The following is a 21745-nucleotide window of genomic DNA, read 5'->3' on the forward strand; positions in this document are numbered from 1 at the left end:
TGCCGGAGACATCGGATGAACATCCACGAATACCAGGCCAAGGAATTGCTGCGCCGCTACGGCGTGGCGGTGCTGGAAGGCCACGTCGCCTGGACGGCGGATGAGGCGGCGGAGGCGGCGAAGAAGCTGCCCGGGCCGGTCTATGTCGTGAAGTCGCAGATCCACGCCGGCGGCCGCGGCGCCGGCCGCTTCACCAACGACCCGAACGGCAAGGGCGGCGTCCGCGTCGTCAAGTCGGTCGAGGATGTGCGCGCCGCCGCGGATGCCATGATCGGCAAGGTGCTGGTCACCAAGCAGACCGGCGAGGCGGGCAAGCTTGTATCACGCGTCTTCGTGGAAGATGGCTGCGACATCAAGCGGGAGCTGTATCTCGGCCTGCTGATCGACCGCGAGACCTCGCGCGTCACCATCATGGCCTCCACTGAAGGCGGCATGGAGATCGAGGAGGTGGCGCATGACCACCCCGAGAAGATCCTGAAGGTTGCCATCGACCCCGCCTCCGGCATCTTCCCCTACCACGCGCGCAAGCTGGCCTTCGGCCTCGGCCTGGAAGGCAAGCAGGTCAGCGCCTTCGCGAAGTTCGTAACCAGCCTCTACGGCGCCTTCATCGAACTCGACTGCGCCATCGTCGAGATCAACCCGCTGGTCGTCACCGGCAAGGGCGACATCGTGGCGCTGGACGCCAAGGTGTCCTTCGACGACAGCGCGCTGTTCCGCCACAAGGACCTGGAAGCGCTCCGTGACGACAGCGAGATGGATCCGAAGGAATTGGATGCCATCAACAACGACCTGAACTACGTGGCGCTCGATGGCGAGATCGGCTGCATGGTGAACGGCGCCGGCCTCGCCATGGCGACGATGGACATCATCAAGCTGTACGGGTCGTCGCCGGCGAACTTCCTCGACGTCGGCGGCACCGCGAATGCGGCACGCGTGACGGAGGCGTTCCGGATCATCACCTCCGACGTCAACGTCAAGGCGATCCTGGTCAACATCTTCGGCGGCATCGCCAAGTGCGACATGATCGCCAACGGCATCGTCGAGGCTTCGAAGAACCTGAAGCTGTCGGTGCCGCTGGTGGTGCGGCTCGAGGGCACGAATGTGGATCTCGGCAAGAAGATCCTGGCCGAATCGGGGCTCGCCATCATCGCGGCCGACAACCTCGCGGATGCGGCCCAGAAGGTCGTGGCCGCGGTCAAGGGAGCCTGAGACCATGGCCGTTCTGATCGACGCCAACACCCGCGTCATGACCCAGGGCTTCACCGGCGCCCAGGGCACCTTCCATGCGAGCCAGGGCATCGCCTATGGCAGCACCTATATCGGCGGCACGACGCCGGGCAAGGGCGGCACCACGCACCCGGAACTCAACCTGCCAGTGTTCAACACGGTGGTGGAATGCCGCGACGCGACCGGGGCCAATGCCTCCGTCATCTACGTGCCGGCGCCCTTCGCCGCCGATGCCATCCTCGAGGCGATCGACGCCGAGATCCCCCTGATCATCTGCATCACGGAGGGCATTCCGGTGCTCGACATGGTGAAGGTCAAGCGCGCGCTCGATGGCTCGAAGTCCCGCCTGGTCGGACCGAACTGCCCGGGCGTGATCACGCCGGATGCCTGCAAGATCGGCATCATGCCGGGTCACATCCACCGCCGCGGCTCGGTCGGGATCGTCTCCCGCTCCGGCACCCTGACCTATGAGGCGGTGGCGCAGACCACGGCGGCCGGGCTTGGCCAGTCCACCTGCGTCGGCATCGGCGGCGACCCGGTGAAGGGCATGGATTTCATCGATGTCCTCAAGCTGTTCCTGGCCGATGACGAGACCCAGTCCATCATCATGATCGGCGAGATCGGCGGCCAGTCGGAGGTGATCGGCGCCGAATATTTGGCCGAGCACAATTTCGGCGCGGGCAAGCCGAACAAGCCGGTGGTCGGCTTCATCGCCGGCGCCACGGCGCCCCCCGGTCGCCGCATGGGCCATGCCGGCGCGGTGATCTCGGGTGGCAACGACACGGCGGAAGCCAAGATGGCGGCGATGGCCAAGGCGGGCATCCATGTCGCGGACAGCCCCTCCGCGCTGGGTTCGACGATGGTCAAGGCGCTGAAGAAGTAACGGAAGGGTCACCGTGCTCATGGCAGGCTCCCGTTCCGGGGGCCTGACGATGGCGCTACGAAGGGCCTATCTAGTGGCGTGACGCAGAAGGCGGAGCCCGGATCGGCATAGGCCCGGGCGCCATGGAGACGAAAATGGCCGGAGTGGATGTCCTCGCGAGTGCGATGTCGGGCGCGAATGCGGCCTACCTCGCCGACCTTTATGCCAGGTGGACGGAAAAGCCGGACAGCGTCGATCCCTCCTTCGCCGAGCTGTTCGGCGCGCTGAACGACGAGGCACGGTCGGTCCTGACCGACGCCACCGGCGCCAGCTGGGCACCCCGCCTCCGCGGCGCCTTCGGCCCGGACCCGGAAGCGCCGCCGGCGCCGAAGAAGGGCGATAAGCCCGCCGCCGCATCCGCCGGCAACACGGTGGACAAGGCCGCGGCGCAGCGGGCGGTGCTGGATTCGATCCGTGCCCTGATGCTGATCCGCAGCTACCGCGTCCGCGGCCACCTGGAAGCGCAACTCGACCCGCTCGGCCTGCAGCAGCTCAAGCCGCACCCCGAATTGTCGCCGGCGACCTACGGCTTCACCGATGCCGACATGGACCGGCCGATCTTCCTGGATTTCGTGCTCGGCCGTGAATACGCAACGCTGCGGGAAATCCTGGCGATCTGCCGCGCCAGCTATTGCGGCTCGATCGGCGTCGAATTCATGCACATCCAGGACCCGGACCAGAAGTCCTGGATCCAGCGCCGGATCGAAGGCGCTCCCTGGGTCAAGGCCTTCGACGGCCAGGCCAAGCGCCAGATCCTGCAGCAGCTGACGGAAGCCGAGGGCTTCGAGGCCTTCTGCGCCCGCAAATATGCCACCACCAAGCGCTTCGGCCTGGAAGGCGGTGAGTCCACGATCCCCGCGATCCAGTCGGTCATCGAGGTCGGTGCCGCCGGCGGCGTGAACGAGGTGTCGATCGGCATGGCCCATCGTGGCCGGCTGAACGTGCTGGTGAACGTGGTGAAGAAGCCCTTCGCCGCGGTGTTCAGCGAGTTCAAGGGCAATGCCGCGACGCCCGAGGACGTGCAGGGCTCGGGCGACGTGAAGTACCACCTCGGCACCTCGACCGACATCGAGGTGGCCGGGCGCATGGTGCACCTGTCCTTGCAGCCGAACCCCTCGCACCTCGAAGCCGTGGACCCGGTGGTGGTCGGCAAGGTGCGCGCGCGGCAGGACATGGCGGGCGATACCAAGGGCCGCCGTTCCGTGCTCGGTATCCTGCTGCATGGCGACGCCGCCTTCGCCGGCCAGGGCCTTGTGTATGAGACGCTGGCGATGAGCCAGCTCATCGGCTACCGCACCGGCGGCACCATCCATATCGTCACCAACAACCAGATCGGCTTCACCACCGTCCCGGCGCATGCCTATTCCGGCCTGTACTGCACGGATGTGGCCAAAAGCATCCAGGTGCCGATCCTGCATGTGAACGGCGACGATGCGGAAGCGGTGGTGTTCTGCGCCCGCATGGCGGCCGAGTTCCGCATGCAGTTCGGCGCCGACTTCGTGCTCGACATCGTCTGCTACCGCCGCCACGGCCATAACGAGACGGACGAGCCGGCCTTCACGCAGCCGATCATGTACGGCCGCATCAAGGAGATGAAGACCACCCGCACTCTCTATGCCGAGAAGCTGGCCCGCGAGGGCAGCGTCCCGGCCGAGGAATCCAAGGCGGTGCTGGATGCCTTCAACGCCAAGCTGGAGGAAGCCTTCCAGGCGGCGTCCTCCTTCAAGCCGAACAAGGCGGATTGGCTCGAAGGCCACTGGTCCGGCCTCAAGGCCGTGACGGTGGGCGAGGATGTCGAGCGGCTGCACGACACCGCCGTGGGCCTGGACGAGTTGCGCGAGGTCGGCGCCGCACTCGGCCGCGTGCCGCCCGATTTCGGCGCCAACCCCAAGATCGTCCGCCAGCTCGAGGCCAAGAAGATCGCCATCGACACCGGCGAGGGCATCGACTGGGCGACCGGCGAGGCGCTCGGCTTCGGCACGCTGCTGTTGGAGGGCCATCGCGTGCGCCTGTCCGGCGAGGATGTGCAGCGCGGCACCTTCAGCCAGCGCCACGCCCATCTGGTGGACCAGAAGACGCAGGCCGAATACGTGCCGCTGAACAACATCCGCGCCGGCCAGCCGAAGTTCGAGGCGTTCAACAGCCTGCTGTCCGAGATGGGCGTGCTCGGCTTTGAGTACGGCTACACCCTGGCGGACCCCCGCACCCTGGTGCTGTGGGAAGCGCAGTTCGGCGACTTCGCGAACGGCGCGCAGGTCATCATCGACCAGTTCATCGCCAGCGCCGAGACCAAGTGGCTGCGCATGTCCGGCCTCGTGATGCTGCTGCCGCATGGCTACGAAGGGCAGGGGCCGGAGCATTCCTCCGCCCGCCTGGAACGCTGGCTTCAGCTGTGCGCGGAGCGCAACATGCGCGTCGGCAACCTGACGACGCCGGCCAACTACTTCCACGCGCTGCGCCGCCAGTTGAAGGCGAACTACCGCAAGCCGCTGGTGCTGATGACGCCGAAGTCGCTGCTGCGCCACAAGCTGGCGGTCTCGCCGCTGGCCGATTTTGGGCCGGGCAGCGCCTTCCAGTACATCATCCCGGAAATCGACGCGCTGGTGCCGGAAGACCAGGTCAAGCGTGTCGTGCTCTGCACCGGCAAGGTCTACTACGACCTGCTGGCGGAACGGCGGGAGAAGGGCGTGAAGGACGTGGCGATCATCCGCGTCGAGCAGCTGTATCCCTTCGCGAAGAAGACGCTGGCGAAGATGCTGGCGCCGTATCGCAACGCGGAACTGGTGTGGTGCCAGGAGGAGCCCGAGAACATGGGCGCCTGGAGCTTCATCGACCGCAAGATCGAAGGCGTCCTGAAGGATGTCGAGATGAAGTCGAAGCGCCCCGCCTATGTCGGCCGCGCGGAGGCGGCGAGCCCGGCGACGGGTCTCGCCAAGGTTCACCAGCAGCAGCAGGAAGCCCTGGTGCGCGAAGCGCTCGGATTGTCCTGAGCGGTTTCCCCAGGCAGAAGGCAGGACATATGACCGAGATCGTGGTGCCCCCGCTGGGCGAAAGTGTTTCCAGCGCAACCATCGCCCGCTGGCTGAAGAAGGCCGGCGAGCAGGTGGCGGTCGATGAGCCTCTGGTGGAGCTGGAGACGGACAAGGTCACGGTCGAGGTCAACGCATCCGTCGCCGGCGTGATCGAGAGCATCGCCGCCGAGGAAGGTGCCGAGGTCGGCCCGGGCGCCGTGCTGGGCGTGATCGCGGAGGGCGGCACCGCCGCGGCCAAGCCCGCTGCCGGCACGCCGAGCAAACCCGCGCCGGCGCCCGCCGCCCCGGCCCAGCCGAAGGCGGAGGCGCCGCAGGCGGCCCCCGGCCCGGTGTCGCGCCCGGCGGAGGGTGCCTCGCACGGCCCCGCCGCGAACAAGGCGATGGCCGATGCCGGCGTGACCGCGGATCAGGTCGGCAGCGGGACCGGCAAGGATGGCCGCGTTACCAAGGGCGACGTGCTGGCCTTCCTCGCCAAGCCCGCCGCCGCACCCGCGCCGGCCGCCGCGCCGAAGGCTGCGCGCGCCCTGGATTCCGGCGAGGAGCGGGTGAAGATGACCCGCCTGCGCCAGACCATCGCGCGCCGGCTGAAGGAGGCGCAGAACACCGCCGCCATGCTGACCACCTTCAACGAGGTGGACATGGGCGCGGCGATGGCGCTGCGCACCGAATACAAGGAGGCCTTCGAGAAGAAGCACGGCGTGAAGCTCGGCTTCATGTCCTTCTTCGTGAAGGCCTGCGTCGCGGCGCTGAAGGAATTCCCGGCGGTGAACGCCGAGATCGACGGCGACGAGATCATCTACAAGCACGCGGTCCATATGGGCATCGCGGTCGGCGGTCCCTCCGGCCTGGTGGTGCCCGTGGTGCGCAACGCGGACCAGATGGGCTTCGCGGAGATCGAGAAGACCATCGGCAGCTACGGCCGCAAGGCCCGCGACGGCGCCTTGAAGCTGGATGACCTGACCGGCGGCAGCTTCACCATCACCAATGGCGGCATCTACGGGTCGCTGATGTCGACGCCGATCCTGAACCCGCCGCAATCCGGCATCCTGGGCATGCACAAGATCCAGGACCGGCCGATGGCAGTCGGCGGGAAAGTGGAAATCCGGCCGATGATGTACATCGCGCTGAGCTACGACCACCGCATCGTCGACGGGAAGGAGGCCGTGTCCTTCCTGGTGCGCGTCAAGGAAAGCATCGAGGACCCGCGCCGCCTGATGCTCGACCTCTGATCGCGACAGGCGGGGACCGGCGGTGCTGATCCTCGCCTTCGGCTTCCTGGCGCTTTGCGCCGCGCTGGAATATCGGGCGCGGGGGGAGGCGCCGCTGCGGCCGGACCCGAGCACGGACCGCATCTGGCGCGCGCTCGGCACAATCTGCGGCCTGCTTGCGGCCTTCGGGCCGATGGTGATGATGGCGCGGGTCGACGTGGCGCAGGGCGCCGGTGCCTACCTGCTCGGCGCTGCCTTCGCCTTTGCCGGCGGCTTCACCCCGGAACGCTGGTGGGGCATGACCTCCACCGCCGCCGGGGTTTTCGGCCTCGGGCTGCTGGCCGGGGCGCTGATTGGGGCTTAGGGCGTGATCGCCGAGGCTGGAACGGCCGCAGGCGCGAATCACGCGGATGCAGCCCCTATTCGATGGCGCGGAAGCCGGTGGCCCGCACCACCTCCGCCCAGCGCAGCGTTTCCTCCCGCATCAGGGTCGCGAAGGCCTCCCGTCCCCGCCCGGCGGGCCGGAACCCGGCTTCCGTCATCCGGTCCCGCAGGCGCGGTGCGGCAAGGGCGCGCAGCACGCCGTCCTCCAGCGCCGCCAACACCGGCGCCGGGGTCGCGGCCGGCGCCACCAGCCCGAACCAGGCGAAGAAGGACAGCCCCGGCCGACCCAACTCGGCGAAGCTCGGAACCTCCGGCAGCAGCAGCGAGCGTTCCGGGCCGGTGACCGCCAGGGCCCGCAGCCGCCCGGCGCGGACATGCGGTGCGACCAGCGCGATGCTGCCGAACATGCCCTGCACGTCGCCGCCGAGGATCGCCGTCATCGCATCGCCGGTGGCGCGGAAATGCACCGCCTCGTGCCGGAAGCCGGCCTCGGCCGCCAGCATGGCGCCGCCGAAATGGCCGGGCGTGCCGGCGCCGAAGGTGCCGAGGAAGGTGGTAGGGCGTGCCCTGGCCCAGGCGATGTAGGCCCCGAGGTCCGCGGCCGGCAGGCTGGCCGGCGCCACCAGGGCGAAGTCCACCGCCGCGACTTCCGCCACCGCGGCGAAGTCGCGTGCCGGATCGTAGGGCAGGCGCGCATAGGTGCTCGGCGCCATGGCCAGCTGCCCGACCTCGCCGAACAGCAGCGTGGTGCCATCGGGCGCCGCCCGCGCCACCTCCTGCGCCGCGATCGCGCCCGCGGCGCCAGGCTTGTTGTCCACCACGACGCCGGCCGGCCAGGCCTCCCGCAGCCCCTCCGCCAGCAGCCGGCCAACAACGTCCGGGCCGCTGCCGGGCGGGAAGCCGAGCACCAGGCGCACCGGCCGGTCCGGCACCGCGGCGCGCGCGTCGAAGGGAAGCAGGGCAGCGCCGGCCAGCAGGGCGCGGCGCGGCAGGCCATGGCTTGATTTCATCGACGGTCTTCCCTGATTGTTATGCAGCATAATGCACAGCCAGGGTGTCGGATGAAATCAGAATTCGTGGCGGAGGTGCGTGCCGAGGTCGGCCCGCCCCTCCTGTTCGGCCCTGGTCCGATTGGCGAGCGCCGCATCGTCCCGATCCTTGGCGGCCGCATCGAGGGGCCGCGCCTGTCCGGCGAGATCCTGCCCGGCGGCGCCGATTTCCAACTGATCCGCCCCGATGGCGTGGCCGAGATCGAGGCGCGCTACACGCTGCGCCTGCTGGATGGCGCCCTGGTCCAGGTCACCAACCGTGGCCTGCGCCACGCGGCGCCGGAGGACATGGCAAGGCTTCTGCGCGGCGAGGCGGTGCCGCCGGAGCGTGTGTATTTCCGCACCGCGCCGGCCTTCGAGACCTCGGCGCCGGCCCACACCTGGCTGACGCGCAGCCTGTTCATCGGCCTCGGCACCCGGCTGCCGGATGCGGTGCTGATCCGCATCCTGGCCGTGTAGTCCGCACGCGCCTCAGGTGAACCAGAACAGCCCTTCGAAGGCATAGCCCACCGGCAGGTCGGCGCGCGTCTTGCCGGTCCAGGTCACGGAGGTCTCGATCAGGCCGTTGCCGTCGAGGTCGGCATGCATCGTCACGCCCTGGTATCCCACGGCCCCGGCCTGGTCGACCCAGGTCGCGACGCTGGTACCCGGACGCCAGCCCCAGACGGAGAGTTGTTCCCCATCCTCCCAATCGGTGATGGTGGACCAGGTGATAGTGCCGCCGCGGCCATCAAGGAAGAAGACGTCGCCATCGGCACCGCCAGTGATGAAGTTGGACCCGGTCCCGCCATCCACCACATCAGCCCCCTGACCGGCTTCCACCGCATCGTCGCCGCCCAGCGCGTTGATGAAGTCGGCGAAGACCGTGCCCTGCACCGCCTCGCCCGCGCCACTTCCCAGGAAGCTCAGCACCAGGTGTTCCACCGGGCCGGAGTAGGTCACGGCAATCGGGGCGCTGGACTGGTTGCTGCCCAGGTCCGTGCGCGCGAAGCTTGGCGTGAAACCTGGTGCGCCCCCGACCAGGCTGGACAGCGCCGTGATGTCGCCGCTGCCGAAGCGGATGTTCTCCACCCCTTTCAGGGCGTTGGCACCCACGTCATCGACCAGCAGGGTCCACGCCCCCGCCGTGTAGGCGGTGACCGCGCCGACCGCTGGGTCCAGAAGTGCGACGTCCGTGCCCTCGCCACCGATCAGCACGTTGCTGCCGGCGCCGCCCTCCAGCGTGTCGTTGCCCGCATCGCCCAGCAGGACGTCCCCGCCACCCATCCCGCGCAGCAGGTCCGCGCCATCCCCGCCGCGCAGGATGTCGGCGTGGCGGTTGCCGGTGATGGTGTCGTTGGAGCCGAGGACGTTGATGGCGAGCGACTGGTTCGGGGTGTCCGAAAAGAAGGACAGGTCCAGTCCCGTGACCCGCAGAAGGATCTCCGTGGAGGGATTGTTCAGGACACTGTTCACGTCCTCGACAAAGATCCGGATCGCCCTGGCCACGCCGAACGCGCCGAAGGGCAGGTCACCACTGAGGAAGACGCTGCCGGCCGGTTCCACATCCAGCGAATAGCCGACATTGTTGCCGCCGAGCACCTTGTTCTGGGACAAGGTGCGGCTTTGCAGCAACCAGCCGGTCAGGCTCGGGTCTGTCATGTCCAGGCCCCGGCCCATACGGTCGAAGGCAACTACGGTCGTCATGCACGCGATCCCTGTCAGAAGTGAACAAACACCTAACCCGCGTGCATTTCGAATCAAGACCGAAATGTCGAAGGCCTTGTTAAGCCGGCACAAGCGCCGCGATCACGAGGCCGCCCTGTCCCGCAGCGGCAGCATCACCGCCGTCATCCACTCCGCCGGTGGCAGGCTGCGGCAATCGTTCAGGTAGTCCTCCCGCGGCGGCTGGTCGGCCGGCTCCTCGCCGCTCGCCGGCAACCAGTCCCGGTACAGCCAGGTGTAGGCCTGCTCCAGCTCGGCGTAGGGGCCCTTGAAGACCAGTACGGCGACCCGGCTGGCGGGCAGGTCCAGGATGCGGACGCCGTCGCTACCCTCCACCCCCGCCGGGACTGTCACGCAGGCGTCCGAGAGCAACTCCCGCTCCGGCACGGTCGCGGGGTCGTTGTGATACAGGCCGAGGAACCGCGTCTCCGGCCCGACCAGGCGCCGGGCAACGGCCCAGGCCATCAAGCGGTCGAAGACCGTGCCCATCCCGGCATAGGGGCCACGGTGCGCCAACGCGGCCAGGCGCAGCGCAGGTTCGTGCCGGATCTCGATGTCGAACATGCCGATCTCCTGCGGGGTGGATGTTGGGGCGGGCAGGGCGGCACCAATGCCACCCGAATCGCGGTAGGCGGCGGGCGGGGTGCCGTAGGCGGCGCGGAAGGCGCGGGTGAAGGCGGCCGCCGAGCCGTAGCCGCTGCGCTTCGCCACCAGGGCCACCGGCAACCCGTCCCGCACCAGCAGGCCCGCGGCGCGCGAGAGCCTTTCGCGCGCCAGCGTCTCGGCCGGAGTCTCGCCGGTAATCTCGCGGTAGATGCGGTGGAAATGATAGGGGCTGAAGGCGGCGGCGGCGGCCAGCTCCTCCAGCCCAGGGTTGCGTGCCGGATCGGCCGCGATCAGCGCGATGGCGCGGCCGATGCGGCGGCCATAGTCATGTTGGGTCAGCAGCCTGGTGGCCATGCGGCGGGATTCTCCGATGCCCCGATCCTGCCAGAGGCGCGCTTGATCGCGCTTGCGCATTTGTCGCGGTTTCAGCGTCCCGCCGCGGAGCGGTTTCAGCGTCCCGCCGCGGAGCGGTTTCAGCGTCACGCCGGTCGGGCTATGGTCCGCCCGTCATTCGCAGGATCACTCCCTCATGTCCGAGAGCTTCGACCTCATCGTCATCGGCGCCGGCCCCGGCGGCTATGTCTGCGCCATCCGCGCGGCACAACTCGGCATGAAGGTGGCGTGTGTTGAAAAGCGCGCGACGCTCGGCGGCACCTGCCTGAATGTCGGCTGCATACCTTCCAAGGCGCTGCTGCATTCCTCCGAGCATTACGAGGAAACCAAGCACAAGCTGGCCGACCATGGCGTGATGGTGGAAGGCGTGAAGATCGACCTGGCCCGCATGCTGGCCCGGAAGGGAGAGGTCGTCTCCGCCAACGTCAAGGGCGTCGAGTTCCTGTTCAAGAAGAACAAGGTCACCTGGCTGAAGGGCGAGGCGACCATCCCCGCCCCCGGCAAGGTCACCGTCGCAGGCACCACCTACGAGACGAAGAACATCGTCATCGCCACCGGCAGCGAGAGCATCCCGCTACCGGGCGTGGAGGTGGATGAGAAGCAGGTGGTCACTTCCACCGGCGGGCTGGAGCTGGAGAAGGTGCCCGGCCACTTGGTGGTGATTGGCGGCGGCTATATCGGGCTCGAACTCGGCAGCGTCTGGCGGCGGCTCGGCGCCGAGGTGACGGTGGTCGAATTCCTTGACCGCCTGGTGCCGACCATGGACCAGGAAGTCGGCAAGCTGTTCGAGCGCGTGCTCGGCAAGCAGGGCATCAAGACGAAGCTGAAGACCAAGGTCACCGGCGCTGCCAAATCCGCCGATGGCGTGACGCTGACGCTGGAGCCCGCCGCCGGCGGCGCGGCGGAAACGCTGAAGGCCGATGTCGTGCTGGTCGCCATCGGCCGCCGCGCCTTCACCGGCGGGCTCGGCTTGGCCGAGATCGGCGTCGCGATGGATGAGCGCGGCCGCGTGGTGACCGATGGCCACTACGCCACCAACATCCCCGGCCTCTACGCCCTGGGCGACGTCATCACCGGCCCGATGCTGGCCCACAAGGCGGAGGAGGAGGGCGTGGCGCTGGCCGAGATCCTCGCCGGGCAGCATGGCCATGTGAACTACAACGCGATTCCCGGCGTGGTCTACACCTGGCCCGAGGTCGCCAGCATCGGCGAGACCGAGGAACAGCTGAAGGCGCGCGGCGCCAGCTACAATGTCGGGAAATTCCCCTTCACCGCGAATGGCCGTGCTCGCGCGATGGGCGACACCGACGGCTTCGTGAAGATCCTCGCGGACAAGGCGACGGACCGGGTGCTCGGCGCCCACATCATCGGCCCGGATGCCGGCACGCTGATCGCCGAGATCGCCATCGCCATGGAATTCGGCGCGAGTTCGGAGGATGTGGCGCGTACCTGCCACGCGCACCCGTCCCTGAATGAATCGGTCAAGGAAGCCGCGCTCGCCGTCACCGGAAGAGCCTTGCATATCTAGCTGTCCGCAAGCGGCGGGCGGCGGCATCCGCCGCCTTGCCTTCGCGCCTTGGACTGTCGTGCATGGTGAAGCGGGCGGCCTGGGCGCGGGCCGCGTTCGCGGCCTCGGCGCGCTGTAGGGCGCGCCATCCGCGCAATGTCGCCGGAAGGTTCGAGGGTCCTGGCCTGATCAAGTACCTCGGATCGAAGCGCGGGTTGCTGCCGCACATCCTGCGGGCGGTGGGGGCCGCGGCCGGGGATGGCGCGGTGGTGGCGGACCTTTTTTCCGGCTCCGCCCGCGTCGCCCACGCGCTGAAGGCCGCGGGCTGGCGCGTCATCGCCAATGACGAGCTGCGCTTCGCCGAGACCCTGGCCCGCGGCCTGGTGCAGGCCGATGCTGGACGATGGGCGGCGCGTGCCGCGAAGATCCTCGCGGACCTGTCCCACCTGCCGCCCGCTGCCGGCTGGTTCACCGCCACCTACGCCGTCGAGGCCCAATTCCTGCACCCCGCCAACGCTGCCCGGATCGAGGCGATACGGGAGGCGATCCTGCGCCTGGACCCGGAGCCGGAGTTGGAGGCGATCCTGCTGAGCGCCCTGGTCCAGGCCGCGGACCGGGTGGACAGCAGCGCCGGCCACCAGATGGCCTTCCTGCGCAACTTGGCGCCACGGGCGATGAAGGTGCTGGAGCTTCGCGTGCCGGAGCTGCTGCCCCGCCCCGATTCCGGCCCCTGCCTCGCGGTGTCCGAGGACGCCGTGGCGCTGGCGGGGGCGATCGACTGCGACGTCGCCTACCTCGACCCGCCCTACGACCAGCACGCCTACCTGTCCAACTACCACCTGTGGGAAACGCTGGTGCGCTGGGACCGGCCGGAGGTCTATGGACGCGCCCGCAAGCGGGTGGATTGCCGCACCCGCCGCAGCGCCTTCAACAGCCGCGCCGCCATCGCCCCCGCCTTCGCCCGCATGGTCGCGGCCCTGCGCGCGCCGACCCTGGTGGTCTCCTTCGGCGCGGAGGGGTTCCTGGCACGGGCGGAGCTGGAACGGATGCTGGCGGGTCGCGGCTACCTGCATGTGCTGGAGGTGCCGCACCGCCGCTACGCCGGCACCCGGCTCGGCATCCACAATGGCCGCGGCGAGAAGGTCGGCACGCCGGGCCCGGCCGGCACCATGGAACGCCTCTACGTCACCAGCGACCGCCGCCTGGACCTGCCGGGCGACCAGGGCTACGGCGCGGTCCTGCTGCCGGGAAGCTGATCCGGCTGCTGTTGCTTCGGGGCAGGGGCGGAGCCATCTGGGGCGTCATGATGGAATACCGTCCCTCCCTCCCCCGCAAATGCGCGGGATGGTCGCTCATCGCGCTGGCCCCGGTCGGCGGCTTGCTGCCTGTGCTGCCCGGCGTGGTGTTCCTGGCGCTCGGCCTGTTCATCATGCGCCACCAGTACATGTGGGCGCATCGGGGCCTTGCCTGGACCGAATCGCGCTGGCCCGACACCGTCGCAAAGGTCGAGGTGATGGAAACCCGGCTGATCCTGCGCACGCGGGCAGCCTGGCAGCGGACCAAGGCGCTGGGCCGTCGCCTGCTGCGCCAAGGTTGAAAAAGATTGTCACCAATCCGGGTGTGACGGGCAACCCGCACCCGCTTCGCGACGTTTCCTCGCCGAACCCGAGCCAAGGATACATCGCAATGAACCGTCGCCTCCTGATCCTGTCTGGCGCCCTGCTGCTGCCGGCGCTGCCCGCCCTGGCGCAGCAGCAGCGCCCGACCGGCGTGCTGGACTTCCTGAGCGGCACCGGCGTCGGCGCCAACGCCTTTGTCGAGCGTGCCACCATCGGCGACAACTTCGAGATCCAGTCGAGCCAGATCCTGCTTGAGAAAAGCACCCACCCGCAGATCCGCGAGTTCGCGCAGGACATGATCACGGCGCATACCGCGATGTCCGCCGAACTGCGCGCTTTGCCCGAGGCGACCACGCGCCAGCCGGCCAGCGGCGACGACCGCATGCAGGCCAAGCTGGCCAGCCTGCGCGGCTACGAGGGCGATGACCTCAACCGCTGGTACGTGCAGATGCAGGTCGAGGCGCATCGGGAGGCGCTGACGATCTACGAATCCTACGCCGAGAACGGCGAGGTCGGTGCGCTCAAGGCCTTCGCGCAGAAGCACCTGCCGATGATCCGCATGCACCTGCAGCGGGCCGAGGCGCTTCAGGCTCCTCGCCCGGGCTGAGCAACCGGCCCCCTGCCGCCGCTGTGGCAGGGGGCCTCAACCCGGCACCGGTACGCCCGCCACCAGGTGGATCATCCCGCCTGGCGCCGCGATCCAGAACCCCTCGAACCCCTCCGGCAGCCGCTCGATCGAGTCGCGCCGCTGGACCCCGTGATAGGCCAGCCACTCGGCCGCCGCCGGCAGGTCCTCCGCCTGGATCTGCAACCAGGTCTCGCCCTGGCTCAGCGCCTCCACCCGGTCCACCCACAGCCGCATCGCGCCGAAGCGGAAGACAGTTGTGTGGGCTTCCTCGGCCAGGACCTCCAGCCCGATGACATCACGGTAGAACAACACCAGGCGCTCCTGCTCGCCGGGCGGCATCTTCATCGCGATGTTGGGGCCGGGGTGGAAGGCAGGGCGTGGCGGCATGAGGTGCTCCTTCGGGAAGCCCCCACCATGCCAAGCGAAACAGCTCAGCGGTTCAGCCAGGCCTTCAAACGTCCGGGAGCCTGCACCATCGCCGCCTCCTCCCCGCAATAGCTGAAGCGCAGGAAGCGGTGGCCGCGGTCGCGGTCGAAATCGACGCCGGGTGTCGCGGCGATGCCGGCGCCCTCCAGCATCCGGGCGGCGAAGTCCAGGCTGTCGTTGCTGAGATGCCCGATGTCGCACCACAGGTAGAAGGCGCCGTCCGCCTGCGCGATCCGGTCGAAGCCGGCCGCTGGCAGTCCCTGCAGCAGCGCGGCGCGGGCGCGGCGATAGGCGTCCTTGTTCGCCTCCAGCTCAGGCGCACAGTCGAAGGCGGCCTCGGCCGCGATCTGGGCGATGTGCGGCGCGCTGATGAACATGTTCTGCGCCAGGCGTTCCACCGGCCGGCACAGATCCTCCGGCAGCAGCAGCCAGCCGATGCGCCAGCCGGTCATGCAGAAATACTTCGAGAAGCTGTTCACCACGATGGCGCTGTCGCTGTAGGCCGCCGCCGTGCTCTCCGCCACGCTGCCCCAGGACAGGCCGTGGTAGATCTCGTCCGAGACCAGCCGCACCCCACGCGCCTGGCACCAGCGCGCGATCGCCGCCAGTTCCTCCGGCGACAGCATGGTGCCGGCCGGGTTGCAGGGGCTGGCGACGATCAGCCCATCCGGCAGCGGGTCGAGCCGCTCCAGCATCGCCACCGTCGGCTGGAACCGCGTCGCGGCATCGCAGGGCAGCAATTGCGGCACCATGCCGAGCGCGGTCAGGATGTTGGCGTAGGGCGGGTAGAACGGCGCCGCCATCGCCACCCGGTCGCCGGCATCGAAGGCCGTGAGGAAGGCAAGCGGAAACGCGCCGGACGCCCCCACCGTCACCGCGATGCGCGCCGGCGCGACCCGCACGCCGTAGTGGTCGAAGTAATGCCGGGCGATGCGGGCACGCAGGGAGGCGAGGCCGAAGGCTTCCGTGTAGCCCATCGGGTCACCGGCGCTCAGCGCGCGGATCGCGGCCTCCGCCGCGCCGCGTGGGGCGCCGTTGCCGGGCTGGCCGACTTCCATCCGCAGCACGCTGCCCGGCGGCAGGACAGCGGCGCGCGCATTGGCCGCCGCGATCACGTCCATCACCAGGAAGGGCGGTGCCTCCGCTCCTCGGCCCGTCTTGAGCGGCATCAGCGGTCCGTGGCACCCGCGGCGAGGCCGGCGCCGCGCGGGTCCGTCACTGCCTGGCAGGTGCTGGCATCGCCGGGCAGGTAGCGCGGGCAGGACAGAAGCTGGGTCCGGGCGGGTTCCGCCGCCGCGCCCACGGCGCTGGCCGCATCCGCACCGCCGAGCACGCGCGCCAGCGGCAGCGCCACCGCCATCGGCGCCGCCTGCTGGCCGCTGCCGGCGGCGGCGGCGCGGAAGGCGCGCAGGTTCGGGCTGTGCACCAGGCCCGCCGAAAGCAGCGCCGGCTGCACCTGGCCGATGCCCGGCGCGGCGCCGAGCAGGATGCCGGTGCCCGGCGCCACGCGCCCGGTGCCGAACAGGTTGTTCATGGTGAAGGCGCAGGTCACCGCCATGCCGTCCCGGTCCAGCACCACCAGTCCGGTGGAGGCGGGCAGCACCGCGCCGCCGGCCGCCGGCAGGTCCGCGGCGGCCAGGACCAGCGCCGGATCGCCGCCGCGCTGCCGCCAGGCGGCCGCCACCGAAGCGCCACGGCTGGCCGCGACATCCGCCGCGGCACCGCCCTGCAACGCGGCAAAGGCCCCCGCCGCGGCGAGGCCACCATCCGCCGGCGGCGGCAGGAAGGACACCAGGTCGTTGCCGGCGCGGCCCTGCACCGGCGGCAGCACGCGCGGCACAGCCTCCCGCATCTCCGGCACCGTCAGGCCGCCGCCGGCCGCGGCGGAGCTTTCCTCCAACCGCCGCGCCAGCCCGCCCTGGTGCAGATCGCCGACCCCGGCGGTGCGCAGGGTGGCGAGGGTGGTGCCGAGATCCGGCTGGGTGATGCGCGCACCGGCCTGCAACGGCTGCCCGCCCGGGCCGGCGAAGACGGCGGCCGCCGCCGGGTCGGCAAACAGGGGTGTGGACACCGCGGCAATGTCGGCGGCCAGCGCCCGGCTGACCTCCGTGCCGAAGCGGGCGGCCTGCTCGGCCGGGGCAATCAGCTCCTCGAACGGGCGGCGGCCGGCTCGGGCGTGCAGGGCGAACAACCCGCGGGCCAGCATCGGCACGGCGGCGGGGCGGTCGGCGCCCGGCGGCACGGCGGCGCGCGGACCGGGCGGGAAGACGATCGCCTCCACCTCGTTGCGGTTCGGCGCGTACAGCAGGCAGGCACCGCCACCGCCGAGCCCGGCGCGGGAGGGCAGGGTGACGGACAGCATCAGTCCGGCCGCGACCGCGGCATCGGCGGCGGTTCCGCCCGCTGACAGCACGTTGCGGGCGGCGAGCGCCGCGCGCGGTTCCTCCGCCGCCACGCCGCCGAGGAAGCCGCGGACGAAGCCCTCCTGGCCCACCTGCGGCGTCCCGCCACCGCCGCCATCGGTGGTGCCGCAGGCGCCCAGCGCCAGGGCCGGCAGCAGCGCCAGGGCCAGCAGGCGGCGACCACGCCGTTCGGGGTGGGCCGGGCCGGCCGATCGCGCTAGGCTTGCCACCATGTCGCGTTCCCTGGCTTCCAAGCTGGTCGTCATCCTGGTCGTCCTCGCCTTCTTCGCCGCGCTGGCCGCCCCTGGATCGGCCGCGGCGCAATCGGCGTCGCAGCGCGTCGTCACCATCCGGGATGCGGAGACCGAGAACCTGGTCCGCCGCCTGTCGCATCCGCTGTTCCGCACGGCGGGCGTCGATCCCGGACTGGTTCGGATCACGCTGATCCAGAACCGGGCCATAAACGCCTTCGTCAGCACCGGCAACCGGCTGTTCATCCACACCGGCCTGATCCAGCAGGGCGGCTCGGTGCGCGAGCTGATCGGCGTGCTGGCGCATGAGACCGGCCACATCGCCGGCGGCCATTTGGCGCGGATGCCGGAGGAGATGCGCATGGCCATGCTGCGCGCCATCGGCGGCATGCTGCTGGGCGGGGTCGCCGCCGCCGCGTCCGGCGACTCCGGGGCGCTGGCGGCCGGAATGCTGGGCGGCCAAGCCTCCGCGATGGGCGAATTCTATGCTTTCACCCGGGCGCAGGAACAATCCGCTGACCAGGCGGCGGTGACCTACCTGGACCGCCTCGGCTGGTCCTCCCGCGGCCTCGAATCGCTGCTGATCAAGCTGCTGGACCAGGAACTGCTCGCGGTCGGGCGCCAGGACCCGTACTTCCGCACCCATCCGCTGTCCCGCGACCGGCTGGAATTCGCTCGCCAGCACATCAGCCAGTCCCGTCACGCCGATGCGCCGACGCCACCGGGCTTCGAGGACAGCTTCGCCATGGTTCGCGCCAAGCTGGACGGCTTCATCGATGCGCCGGCCAGCACCTGGCGCCGCTACCCGCCTACGGACCTGTCCACCCCGGCCCGCTACGCCCGCGCCATCGCCCAGTTCCGCTCCGGCCGCATCGCCAACGCCGTGGCGATGGTCGACGCGCTGATCGCGGAGGCGCCGCGCAGTCCCTGGCTGCACGAGCTCAAGGGCCAGATCCTGTTCGAGGGCCAGCGCCCGGCGGAGGCGCTGGCGCCCTATGCCCAGGCCAGCGCGCTCGCCCCCGACGAGGCGATGATCCGCCTGAGCCACGCCCGCGTGCTGATCGAACTGGGCCAACCCGCGATGCTGCGCCAGGCACTTGGCGAGTTGGAGGCGACCATGCGGACCGAACGCGACAGCCCCTTCGTCTGGCGCCAGGTGGCGATCGCGCAGGGCCGGCTCGGCAACATGCCGCAGGCCGACCTGGCGCTGGCGGAGGAAGCGCTGCTGCTTGGCGATGCGCGCAGCGCCCGCACCCTGGCCACCCGTGCCGAGGCCGCGCTGCCTGCCGGTCCGCAACGGCTGCGGGCGCAGGACCTGCGCAACGCCGCCGCGCCCGAAAACCTGCCGCAGGGTCGCGGCCGATGAGGATTGCCGTGAGACACACCCTGCGAATCCTGGCGCTGGTCCTGGCCTGCGCGCTTCCGGTGGCCGCCCTGGCCCAGGGCTTCACCGAGGCCCAGCGCGCCGAGATCGTGGAGGTCCTGCGCCGCGCCCTGCGCGACGACCCCTCGATCCTGCGCGACGCCATCGGCGGGCTGGAGGCGGCGGAGCAGGAAGCCAGGGTCGCGGCGCAGCGGGACGCCCTGACGGCGCAGGCGGCGGCCCTGTTCCAGGATCCGGCCGACCCGGTGAAGGGCAATCCGCGCGGCGACGTGACGATGGTGGAGTTCTTTGACGCCCGCTGCGGCTACTGCAAGCAGTTGCACCCGACGATGGAGGCTCTGATCCGCCGCGACCCCAATCTGCGCGTGGTGATGAAGGACCTGCCGATCCTTGGCCCGACCAGCGTGCTCGCCTCCCGCGCTTTGCTCGCCGCGCATCGGCAGGGCCGCTACGGGTCGCTGTACGACGCGCTGATGGGGTTGCGGGTCGAACCGACCGAGGCCGTGATCCGCCAGCAGGCCGAGCGCGCCGGGCTCGACTGGCCGCGGCTGCGGCGGGACATGGACGACCCTGCGGTGCAGGCGCGCATCGAGACCAACCTGCGGCTCGCGCAGACGCTTGGGATCGAGGGCACGCCGGCCCTGGTGGTCGGCACCACCCTGGTGCCGGGCGCGGTGGATTTGCCGGCGCTGGAGCGGCTGGTGGCGGAGGCGCGCGCCGCGCGGTAGCCCCGCTGGCCCCAGGCGGGGGACCCCGAGTTGCCCCCACTGGTCCGCCGTATAGACTGGCGACCAAGGGAGATCGGGGGATGGCGGGGGAATCCGACGTGGTCGGGATGCTGGCGCGGCTGGTGGCGTTCGACACCACCAGCGCGCGCAGCAACCTCGACCTGGTGCGATGGGTCGATTTCGAGCTGGCCGCGCAGGGCGTGGCGAGCCGGCTGGTGTTCGACGAGCAGCGCCAGAAGGCCGCATTGCATGCCGTGGTCGGCCCGCTGGTGGCGGGCGGCGTCGCGCTCTCGGCGCATTCCGACTGCGTGCCGGTGGCGGGCCAGGCCTGGGCGGCCGATCCCTTCGCGCTGCGCCAGGCGCATGGCCGGCTGACCGGGCGCGGCACCGTGGACATGAAGGGCTTCTGGGCCTGCGTCATGGCCGCGGTGCCCGGCCTGCTGGCCAAGCCATTGCGCCGGCCGGTGCACCTGTGCCTTTCCTTCGACGAGGAAACCACCTTCGCCGGCGCCCCGCTGCTGGTGGACAGCCTGCCGCAATCCGGCCCGCCTCCAGCCTTCTGCGTGGTGGGCGAGCCCAGTTCCATGGCGCCGGTGGTGGCGCACAAGGGCTATGCCTCCTGGGAGGTCGAGGTGACCGGGCTGACCGGCCATTCCTCCCAGACCCACCGCACCGCCAATGCGCTCGAGGCGGCGGCGGAGGCAGTGGCCTTCCTGAAGCAGGCCGCGCGCCGCTTCGCCGTGGAAGGCCGCCGAGCGGCAGGCTTCGAGCCACCCTGGACCACGGTGCACACTGGCACCTTCCGTGCCGGCAGCATCCTGAACATCGTCCCCGATCTTGCCGAATTCGTCTTCGAGGTCCGCAGCGTGCCGGGCGACCGGGCGGCGGATGTGGTGGCGTCGCTGCGGAGCTACGCGGCGGACGTGCTGCTGCCTGAACTGCGCGCCGCCGCACCGCAGGCGGAATTCCGCATCCGCACGCGCTGCCACGCCCCGCCGCTCGAGCTGCCCGAAGCCTCCCCGCTGTTCGACCTGGCGCGGGACTGCGGCGCGGTGGGGCAGGCGGCGCGGGTGCCCTTCGCGACCGAGGCCGGCGTGTTCCAGGACGCCGGCATCGCCAGCATCGTCTGCGGCCCCGGCGACGTGGCGCAGGCGCACCAGCCCGAGGAATGGATCGCCGAATCCGAGCTGGCGGCCTGCATGGGCTTTCTCGACCGCCTCGGCGACCGGCAGGCGGCCGGATGAGGCTGGACGGCCTGCCGCCGCTCGATGTGCGCCTGCCGCGACCGGATCTCGGCCCCTGGCGAGCCGGCAATGCCGGCATCCCCGGCGTCTGGAGCTTCGCCGCCGCGGAACCTGGACCGCACCTGCTGGTCACCGGCGTGGTGCATGGCAACGAGATTTCGGGCGCGCTGCTGCTGACCCGCTGGCTGCGCGACGGCGTGCGGCCGCGCGCCGGGCGGCTGACGCTGGCCTTCGCCAACCTGGCGGCACTCGACCGCTTCGACCCGGCCGACCCCACCGCCAGCCGCTTTGTGGACGAGGACATGAACCGGCTCTGGGCGCCGACCATGCTCGGCGGACTGCGGCGATCGGCGGAACTCGACCGGGCGCGGGCGCTGCTGCCGCTGGTCTGCCAGGCGGATGTGCTGCTCGACCTGCATTCCATGCTGTGGCCGTCGGACCCGCTGTTCCTGGCCGGGCCGGGGCCGGCGGCACGGGCGCTCGGCCGGGCGCTGGGCACGCCTGGACTGGTGGTGGCGGATGAGGGCCACGCGGCGGGGATGCGGATGATCGACCACGCTCACTTCCGGGAAGGCGCGCGCGCCCTGCTGCTGGAGGCCGGGCCGCATTGGCAGCCCGAGACCCTGGCGCAGATGGAAGCCACCGCCGCCCGCCTGCTGCGCCACCTCGGCATGGCGGAGGAAGGCGCGGCGCTGCCGCCGGATGCGGCACGACCGGATGGGCGGGTGGCGCGGGTGACCCGCACCGTGACGGCGGCGACCACCGGCTTCACCTTCCTGCGCGACTTCCGCGGCGGCGAGGTGGTGGCGCGGCGCAACACGCTGATCGCCCTGGATGGCGAGGCGGAGGTGCGGACCCCGCATGACGACTGCCTGCTGGTGATGCCGAGCCCGCAGGCGATGCGGGGACACACGGCGGTGCGGCTGGCGCGCTTCGAAGCTTAGCTGCGGCGATCGCGCCTTCAACATAGGCTTCCAACGCTCATCAACTCGGCGCCAGCAGCATCCTTGGCTGCAGGATGACGGGTGCAT

General features: G+C 70.4%; 19 protein-coding genes and 1 pseudogene. 14 read left to right on the top strand and 6 right to left on the bottom strand.

What is annotated here, in order from left to right; genetic code table 11:
• Positions 1-12: 12 nt before the first annotated feature.
• The 5 genes and pseudogenes from sucC to ACLF3G_RS11180 all read left to right on the top strand — a co-directional run.
• A pseudogene (gene sucC, locus ACLF3G_RS11160) lies at positions 13-1209 on the top strand (ADP-forming succinate--CoA ligase subunit beta); the annotation flags it as partial.
• A 4-nt stretch (positions 1210-1213) separates the two neighbouring features.
• Positions 1214-2110 carry a succinate--CoA ligase subunit alpha gene (gene sucD / locus ACLF3G_RS11165; RefSeq protein ID WP_430669440.1) on the top strand — a complete coding sequence of 299 codons (897 nt, stop codon included), beginning with the start codon at positions 1214-1216 and terminating at the stop codon, positions 2108-2110.
• A 134-nt stretch (positions 2111-2244) separates the two neighbouring features.
• Positions 2245-5139 carry a 2-oxoglutarate dehydrogenase E1 component gene (locus ACLF3G_RS11170; protein ID WP_430669441.1) on the top strand — a complete coding sequence of 965 codons (2895 nt, stop codon included), beginning with the start codon at positions 2245-2247 and terminating at the stop codon, positions 5137-5139.
• 29 nt (positions 5140-5168) lie between these two features.
• Positions 5169-6410 carry a 2-oxoglutarate dehydrogenase complex dihydrolipoyllysine-residue succinyltransferase gene (odhB, locus tag ACLF3G_RS11175; protein WP_430669442.1) on the top strand — a complete coding sequence of 414 codons (1242 nt, stop codon included), beginning with the start codon at positions 5169-5171 and terminating at the stop codon, positions 6408-6410.
• Between the two features lie 22 nt (positions 6411-6432).
• Positions 6433-6753, top strand: a complete 321-nt coding sequence (locus ACLF3G_RS11180; protein WP_430669443.1) for a hypothetical protein — start codon at positions 6433-6435, stop codon at positions 6751-6753.
• Positions 6754-6808: 55 nt separating this feature from the next.
• Here ACLF3G_RS11180 and ACLF3G_RS11185 read toward each other — a convergent pair whose 3' ends face one another.
• On the bottom strand, positions 6809-7783 hold the full coding sequence (locus ACLF3G_RS11185; RefSeq protein WP_430669444.1) for a Bug family tripartite tricarboxylate transporter substrate binding protein: 975 nt from the start codon (positions 7781-7783) through the stop codon (positions 6809-6811).
• A gap of 51 nt (positions 7784-7834) precedes the next feature.
• On the opposite strand from ACLF3G_RS11185, the gene ACLF3G_RS11190 reads away from it, so the two are divergent.
• On the top strand, positions 7835-8281 hold the full coding sequence (locus ACLF3G_RS11190; protein WP_430669445.1) for a DUF3237 domain-containing protein: 447 nt from the start codon (positions 7835-7837) through the stop codon (positions 8279-8281).
• Between the two features lie 12 nt (positions 8282-8293).
• Here the strand turns inward: ACLF3G_RS11190 and ACLF3G_RS11195 are convergent, their stop codons facing one another.
• On the bottom strand, positions 8294-9508 hold the full coding sequence (locus tag ACLF3G_RS11195; protein ID WP_430669446.1) for a calcium-binding protein: 1215 nt from the start codon (positions 9506-9508) through the stop codon (positions 8294-8296).
• Between the two features lie 102 nt (positions 9509-9610).
• Positions 9611-10486, bottom strand: coding sequence for an AraC family transcriptional regulator (locus ACLF3G_RS11200; RefSeq protein ID WP_430669447.1), 876 nt, complete (start codon positions 10484-10486; stop codon positions 9611-9613).
• Positions 10487-10661: 175 nt separating this feature from the next.
• Between ACLF3G_RS11200 and lpdA the strand changes: the two genes are divergently transcribed.
• The 4 genes from lpdA (at position 10662) to ACLF3G_RS11220 (ending at position 14258) form a co-directional block, all read left to right on the top strand.
• On the top strand, positions 10662-12053 hold the full coding sequence (lpdA, locus tag ACLF3G_RS11205; protein ID WP_430669448.1) for a dihydrolipoyl dehydrogenase: 1392 nt from the start codon (positions 10662-10664) through the stop codon (positions 12051-12053).
• A gap of 62 nt (positions 12054-12115) precedes the next feature.
• Positions 12116-13288: a DNA adenine methylase gene (locus tag ACLF3G_RS11210; RefSeq protein WP_430669449.1), complete on the top strand. Its 1173-nt coding sequence runs from the start codon at positions 12116-12118 to the stop codon at positions 13286-13288.
• Between the two features lie 47 nt (positions 13289-13335).
• On the top strand, positions 13336-13629 hold the full coding sequence (locus ACLF3G_RS11215; protein WP_430669450.1) for a hypothetical protein: 294 nt from the start codon (positions 13336-13338) through the stop codon (positions 13627-13629).
• Between the two features lie 89 nt (positions 13630-13718).
• The gene (locus ACLF3G_RS11220) at positions 13719-14258 is read left to right on the top strand and encodes a DUF4142 domain-containing protein (RefSeq protein ID WP_430669451.1); all 540 of its coding nucleotides are present in this window, start codon (positions 13719-13721) and stop codon (positions 14256-14258) included.
• Positions 14259-14294: 36 nt separating this feature from the next.
• Here the strand turns inward: ACLF3G_RS11220 and ACLF3G_RS11225 are convergent, their stop codons facing one another.
• From ACLF3G_RS11225 to ACLF3G_RS11235, 3 genes are read right to left on the bottom strand one after another with little or no spacing between them, the layout of a single operon-like run.
• Positions 14295-14666 carry a hypothetical protein gene (locus ACLF3G_RS11225; RefSeq protein ID WP_430669452.1) on the bottom strand — a complete coding sequence of 124 codons (372 nt, stop codon included), beginning with the start codon at positions 14664-14666 and terminating at the stop codon, positions 14295-14297.
• 44 nt (positions 14667-14710) lie between these two features.
• Entirely contained in the window at positions 14711-15874 is a 1164-nt protein-coding gene (locus tag ACLF3G_RS11230; RefSeq protein ID WP_430669453.1) for a pyridoxal phosphate-dependent aminotransferase, read from the bottom strand.
• A complete protein-coding gene (locus tag ACLF3G_RS11235) occupies positions 15874-17373 on the bottom strand; it encodes a gamma-glutamyltransferase (protein WP_430669454.1) in 1500 nt (499 codons plus the stop codon). The genes ACLF3G_RS11230 and ACLF3G_RS11235 overlap by 1 nt, the downstream gene beginning before the upstream one ends.
• Here ACLF3G_RS11235 and ACLF3G_RS11240 point away from each other — a divergent pair.
• The 4 genes from ACLF3G_RS11240 to ACLF3G_RS11255 all read left to right on the top strand — a co-directional run bounded on the left by ACLF3G_RS11240 (position 17339) and on the right by ACLF3G_RS11255 (position 21658).
• The gene (locus ACLF3G_RS11240; RefSeq protein ID WP_430669455.1) at positions 17339-18724 is read left to right on the top strand and encodes a M48 family metalloprotease; all 1386 of its coding nucleotides are present in this window, start codon (positions 17339-17341) and stop codon (positions 18722-18724) included. The two genes, ACLF3G_RS11235 and ACLF3G_RS11240, sit on opposite strands and share 35 nt — an antisense overlap.
• 8 nt (positions 18725-18732) lie before the next feature.
• Positions 18733-19470, top strand: a complete 738-nt coding sequence (locus tag ACLF3G_RS11245) for a DsbA family protein (protein WP_430669456.1) — start codon at positions 18733-18735, stop codon at positions 19468-19470.
• Between the two features lie 80 nt (positions 19471-19550).
• Complete coding sequence (argE, locus tag ACLF3G_RS11250) at positions 19551-20714, top strand: acetylornithine deacetylase (RefSeq protein ID WP_430669457.1); 1164 nt, start codon at positions 19551-19553, stop codon at positions 20712-20714.
• Positions 20711-21658, top strand: a complete 948-nt coding sequence (locus ACLF3G_RS11255; RefSeq protein WP_430669458.1) for a peptidase M14 — start codon at positions 20711-20713, stop codon at positions 21656-21658. The genes argE and ACLF3G_RS11255 overlap by 4 nt, the downstream gene beginning before the upstream one ends.
• Positions 21659-21745 lie beyond the last annotated feature (87 nt).

The organism is Falsiroseomonas sp. HC035, assembly GCF_050563525.1.
GTDB lineage: Bacteria > Pseudomonadota > Alphaproteobacteria > Acetobacterales > Acetobacteraceae > Falsiroseomonas.

Coding starts and splice junctions, on each gene's coding strand:
- sucD (WP_430669440.1), top strand. CDS start 1,214: ATGGCCGTTCTGATCGACGCCAACACCCGCGTCATGACCCAGGGCTTC.
- ACLF3G_RS11200 (WP_430669447.1), bottom strand. CDS start 10,486: ATGGCCACCAGGCTGCTGACCCAACATGACTATGGCCGCCGCATCGGC.
- ACLF3G_RS11190 (WP_430669445.1), top strand. CDS start 7,835: ATGAAATCAGAATTCGTGGCGGAGGTGCGTGCCGAGGTCGGCCCGCCC.
- ACLF3G_RS11225 (WP_430669452.1), bottom strand. CDS start 14,666: ATGCCGCCACGCCCTGCCTTCCACCCCGGCCCCAACATCGCGATGAAG.
- ACLF3G_RS11240 (WP_430669455.1), top strand. CDS start 17,339: ATGTCGCGTTCCCTGGCTTCCAAGCTGGTCGTCATCCTGGTCGTCCTC.
- ACLF3G_RS11230 (WP_430669453.1), bottom strand. CDS start 15,874: ATGCCGCTCAAGACGGGCCGAGGAGCGGAGGCACCGCCCTTCCTGGTG.
- ACLF3G_RS11215 (WP_430669450.1), top strand. CDS start 13,336: ATGATGGAATACCGTCCCTCCCTCCCCCGCAAATGCGCGGGATGGTCG.
- ACLF3G_RS11195 (WP_430669446.1), bottom strand. CDS start 9,508: ATGACGACCGTAGTTGCCTTCGACCGTATGGGCCGGGGCCTGGACATG.
- lpdA (WP_430669448.1), top strand. CDS start 10,662: ATGTCCGAGAGCTTCGACCTCATCGTCATCGGCGCCGGCCCCGGCGGC.
- argE (WP_430669457.1), top strand. CDS start 19,551: ATGGCGGGGGAATCCGACGTGGTCGGGATGCTGGCGCGGCTGGTGGCG.
- ACLF3G_RS11235 (WP_430669454.1), bottom strand. CDS start 17,373: ATGACGACCAGCTTGGAAGCCAGGGAACGCGACATGGTGGCAAGCCTA.
- odhB (WP_430669442.1), top strand. CDS start 5,169: ATGACCGAGATCGTGGTGCCCCCGCTGGGCGAAAGTGTTTCCAGCGCA.
- ACLF3G_RS11185 (WP_430669444.1), bottom strand. CDS start 7,783: ATGAAATCAAGCCATGGCCTGCCGCGCCGCGCCCTGCTGGCCGGCGCT.
- ACLF3G_RS11210 (WP_430669449.1), top strand. CDS start 12,116: ATGGTGAAGCGGGCGGCCTGGGCGCGGGCCGCGTTCGCGGCCTCGGCG.
- ACLF3G_RS11170 (WP_430669441.1), top strand. CDS start 2,245: ATGGCCGGAGTGGATGTCCTCGCGAGTGCGATGTCGGGCGCGAATGCG.
- ACLF3G_RS11255 (WP_430669458.1), top strand. CDS start 20,711: ATGAGGCTGGACGGCCTGCCGCCGCTCGATGTGCGCCTGCCGCGACCG.
- ACLF3G_RS11220 (WP_430669451.1), top strand. CDS start 13,719: ATGAACCGTCGCCTCCTGATCCTGTCTGGCGCCCTGCTGCTGCCGGCG.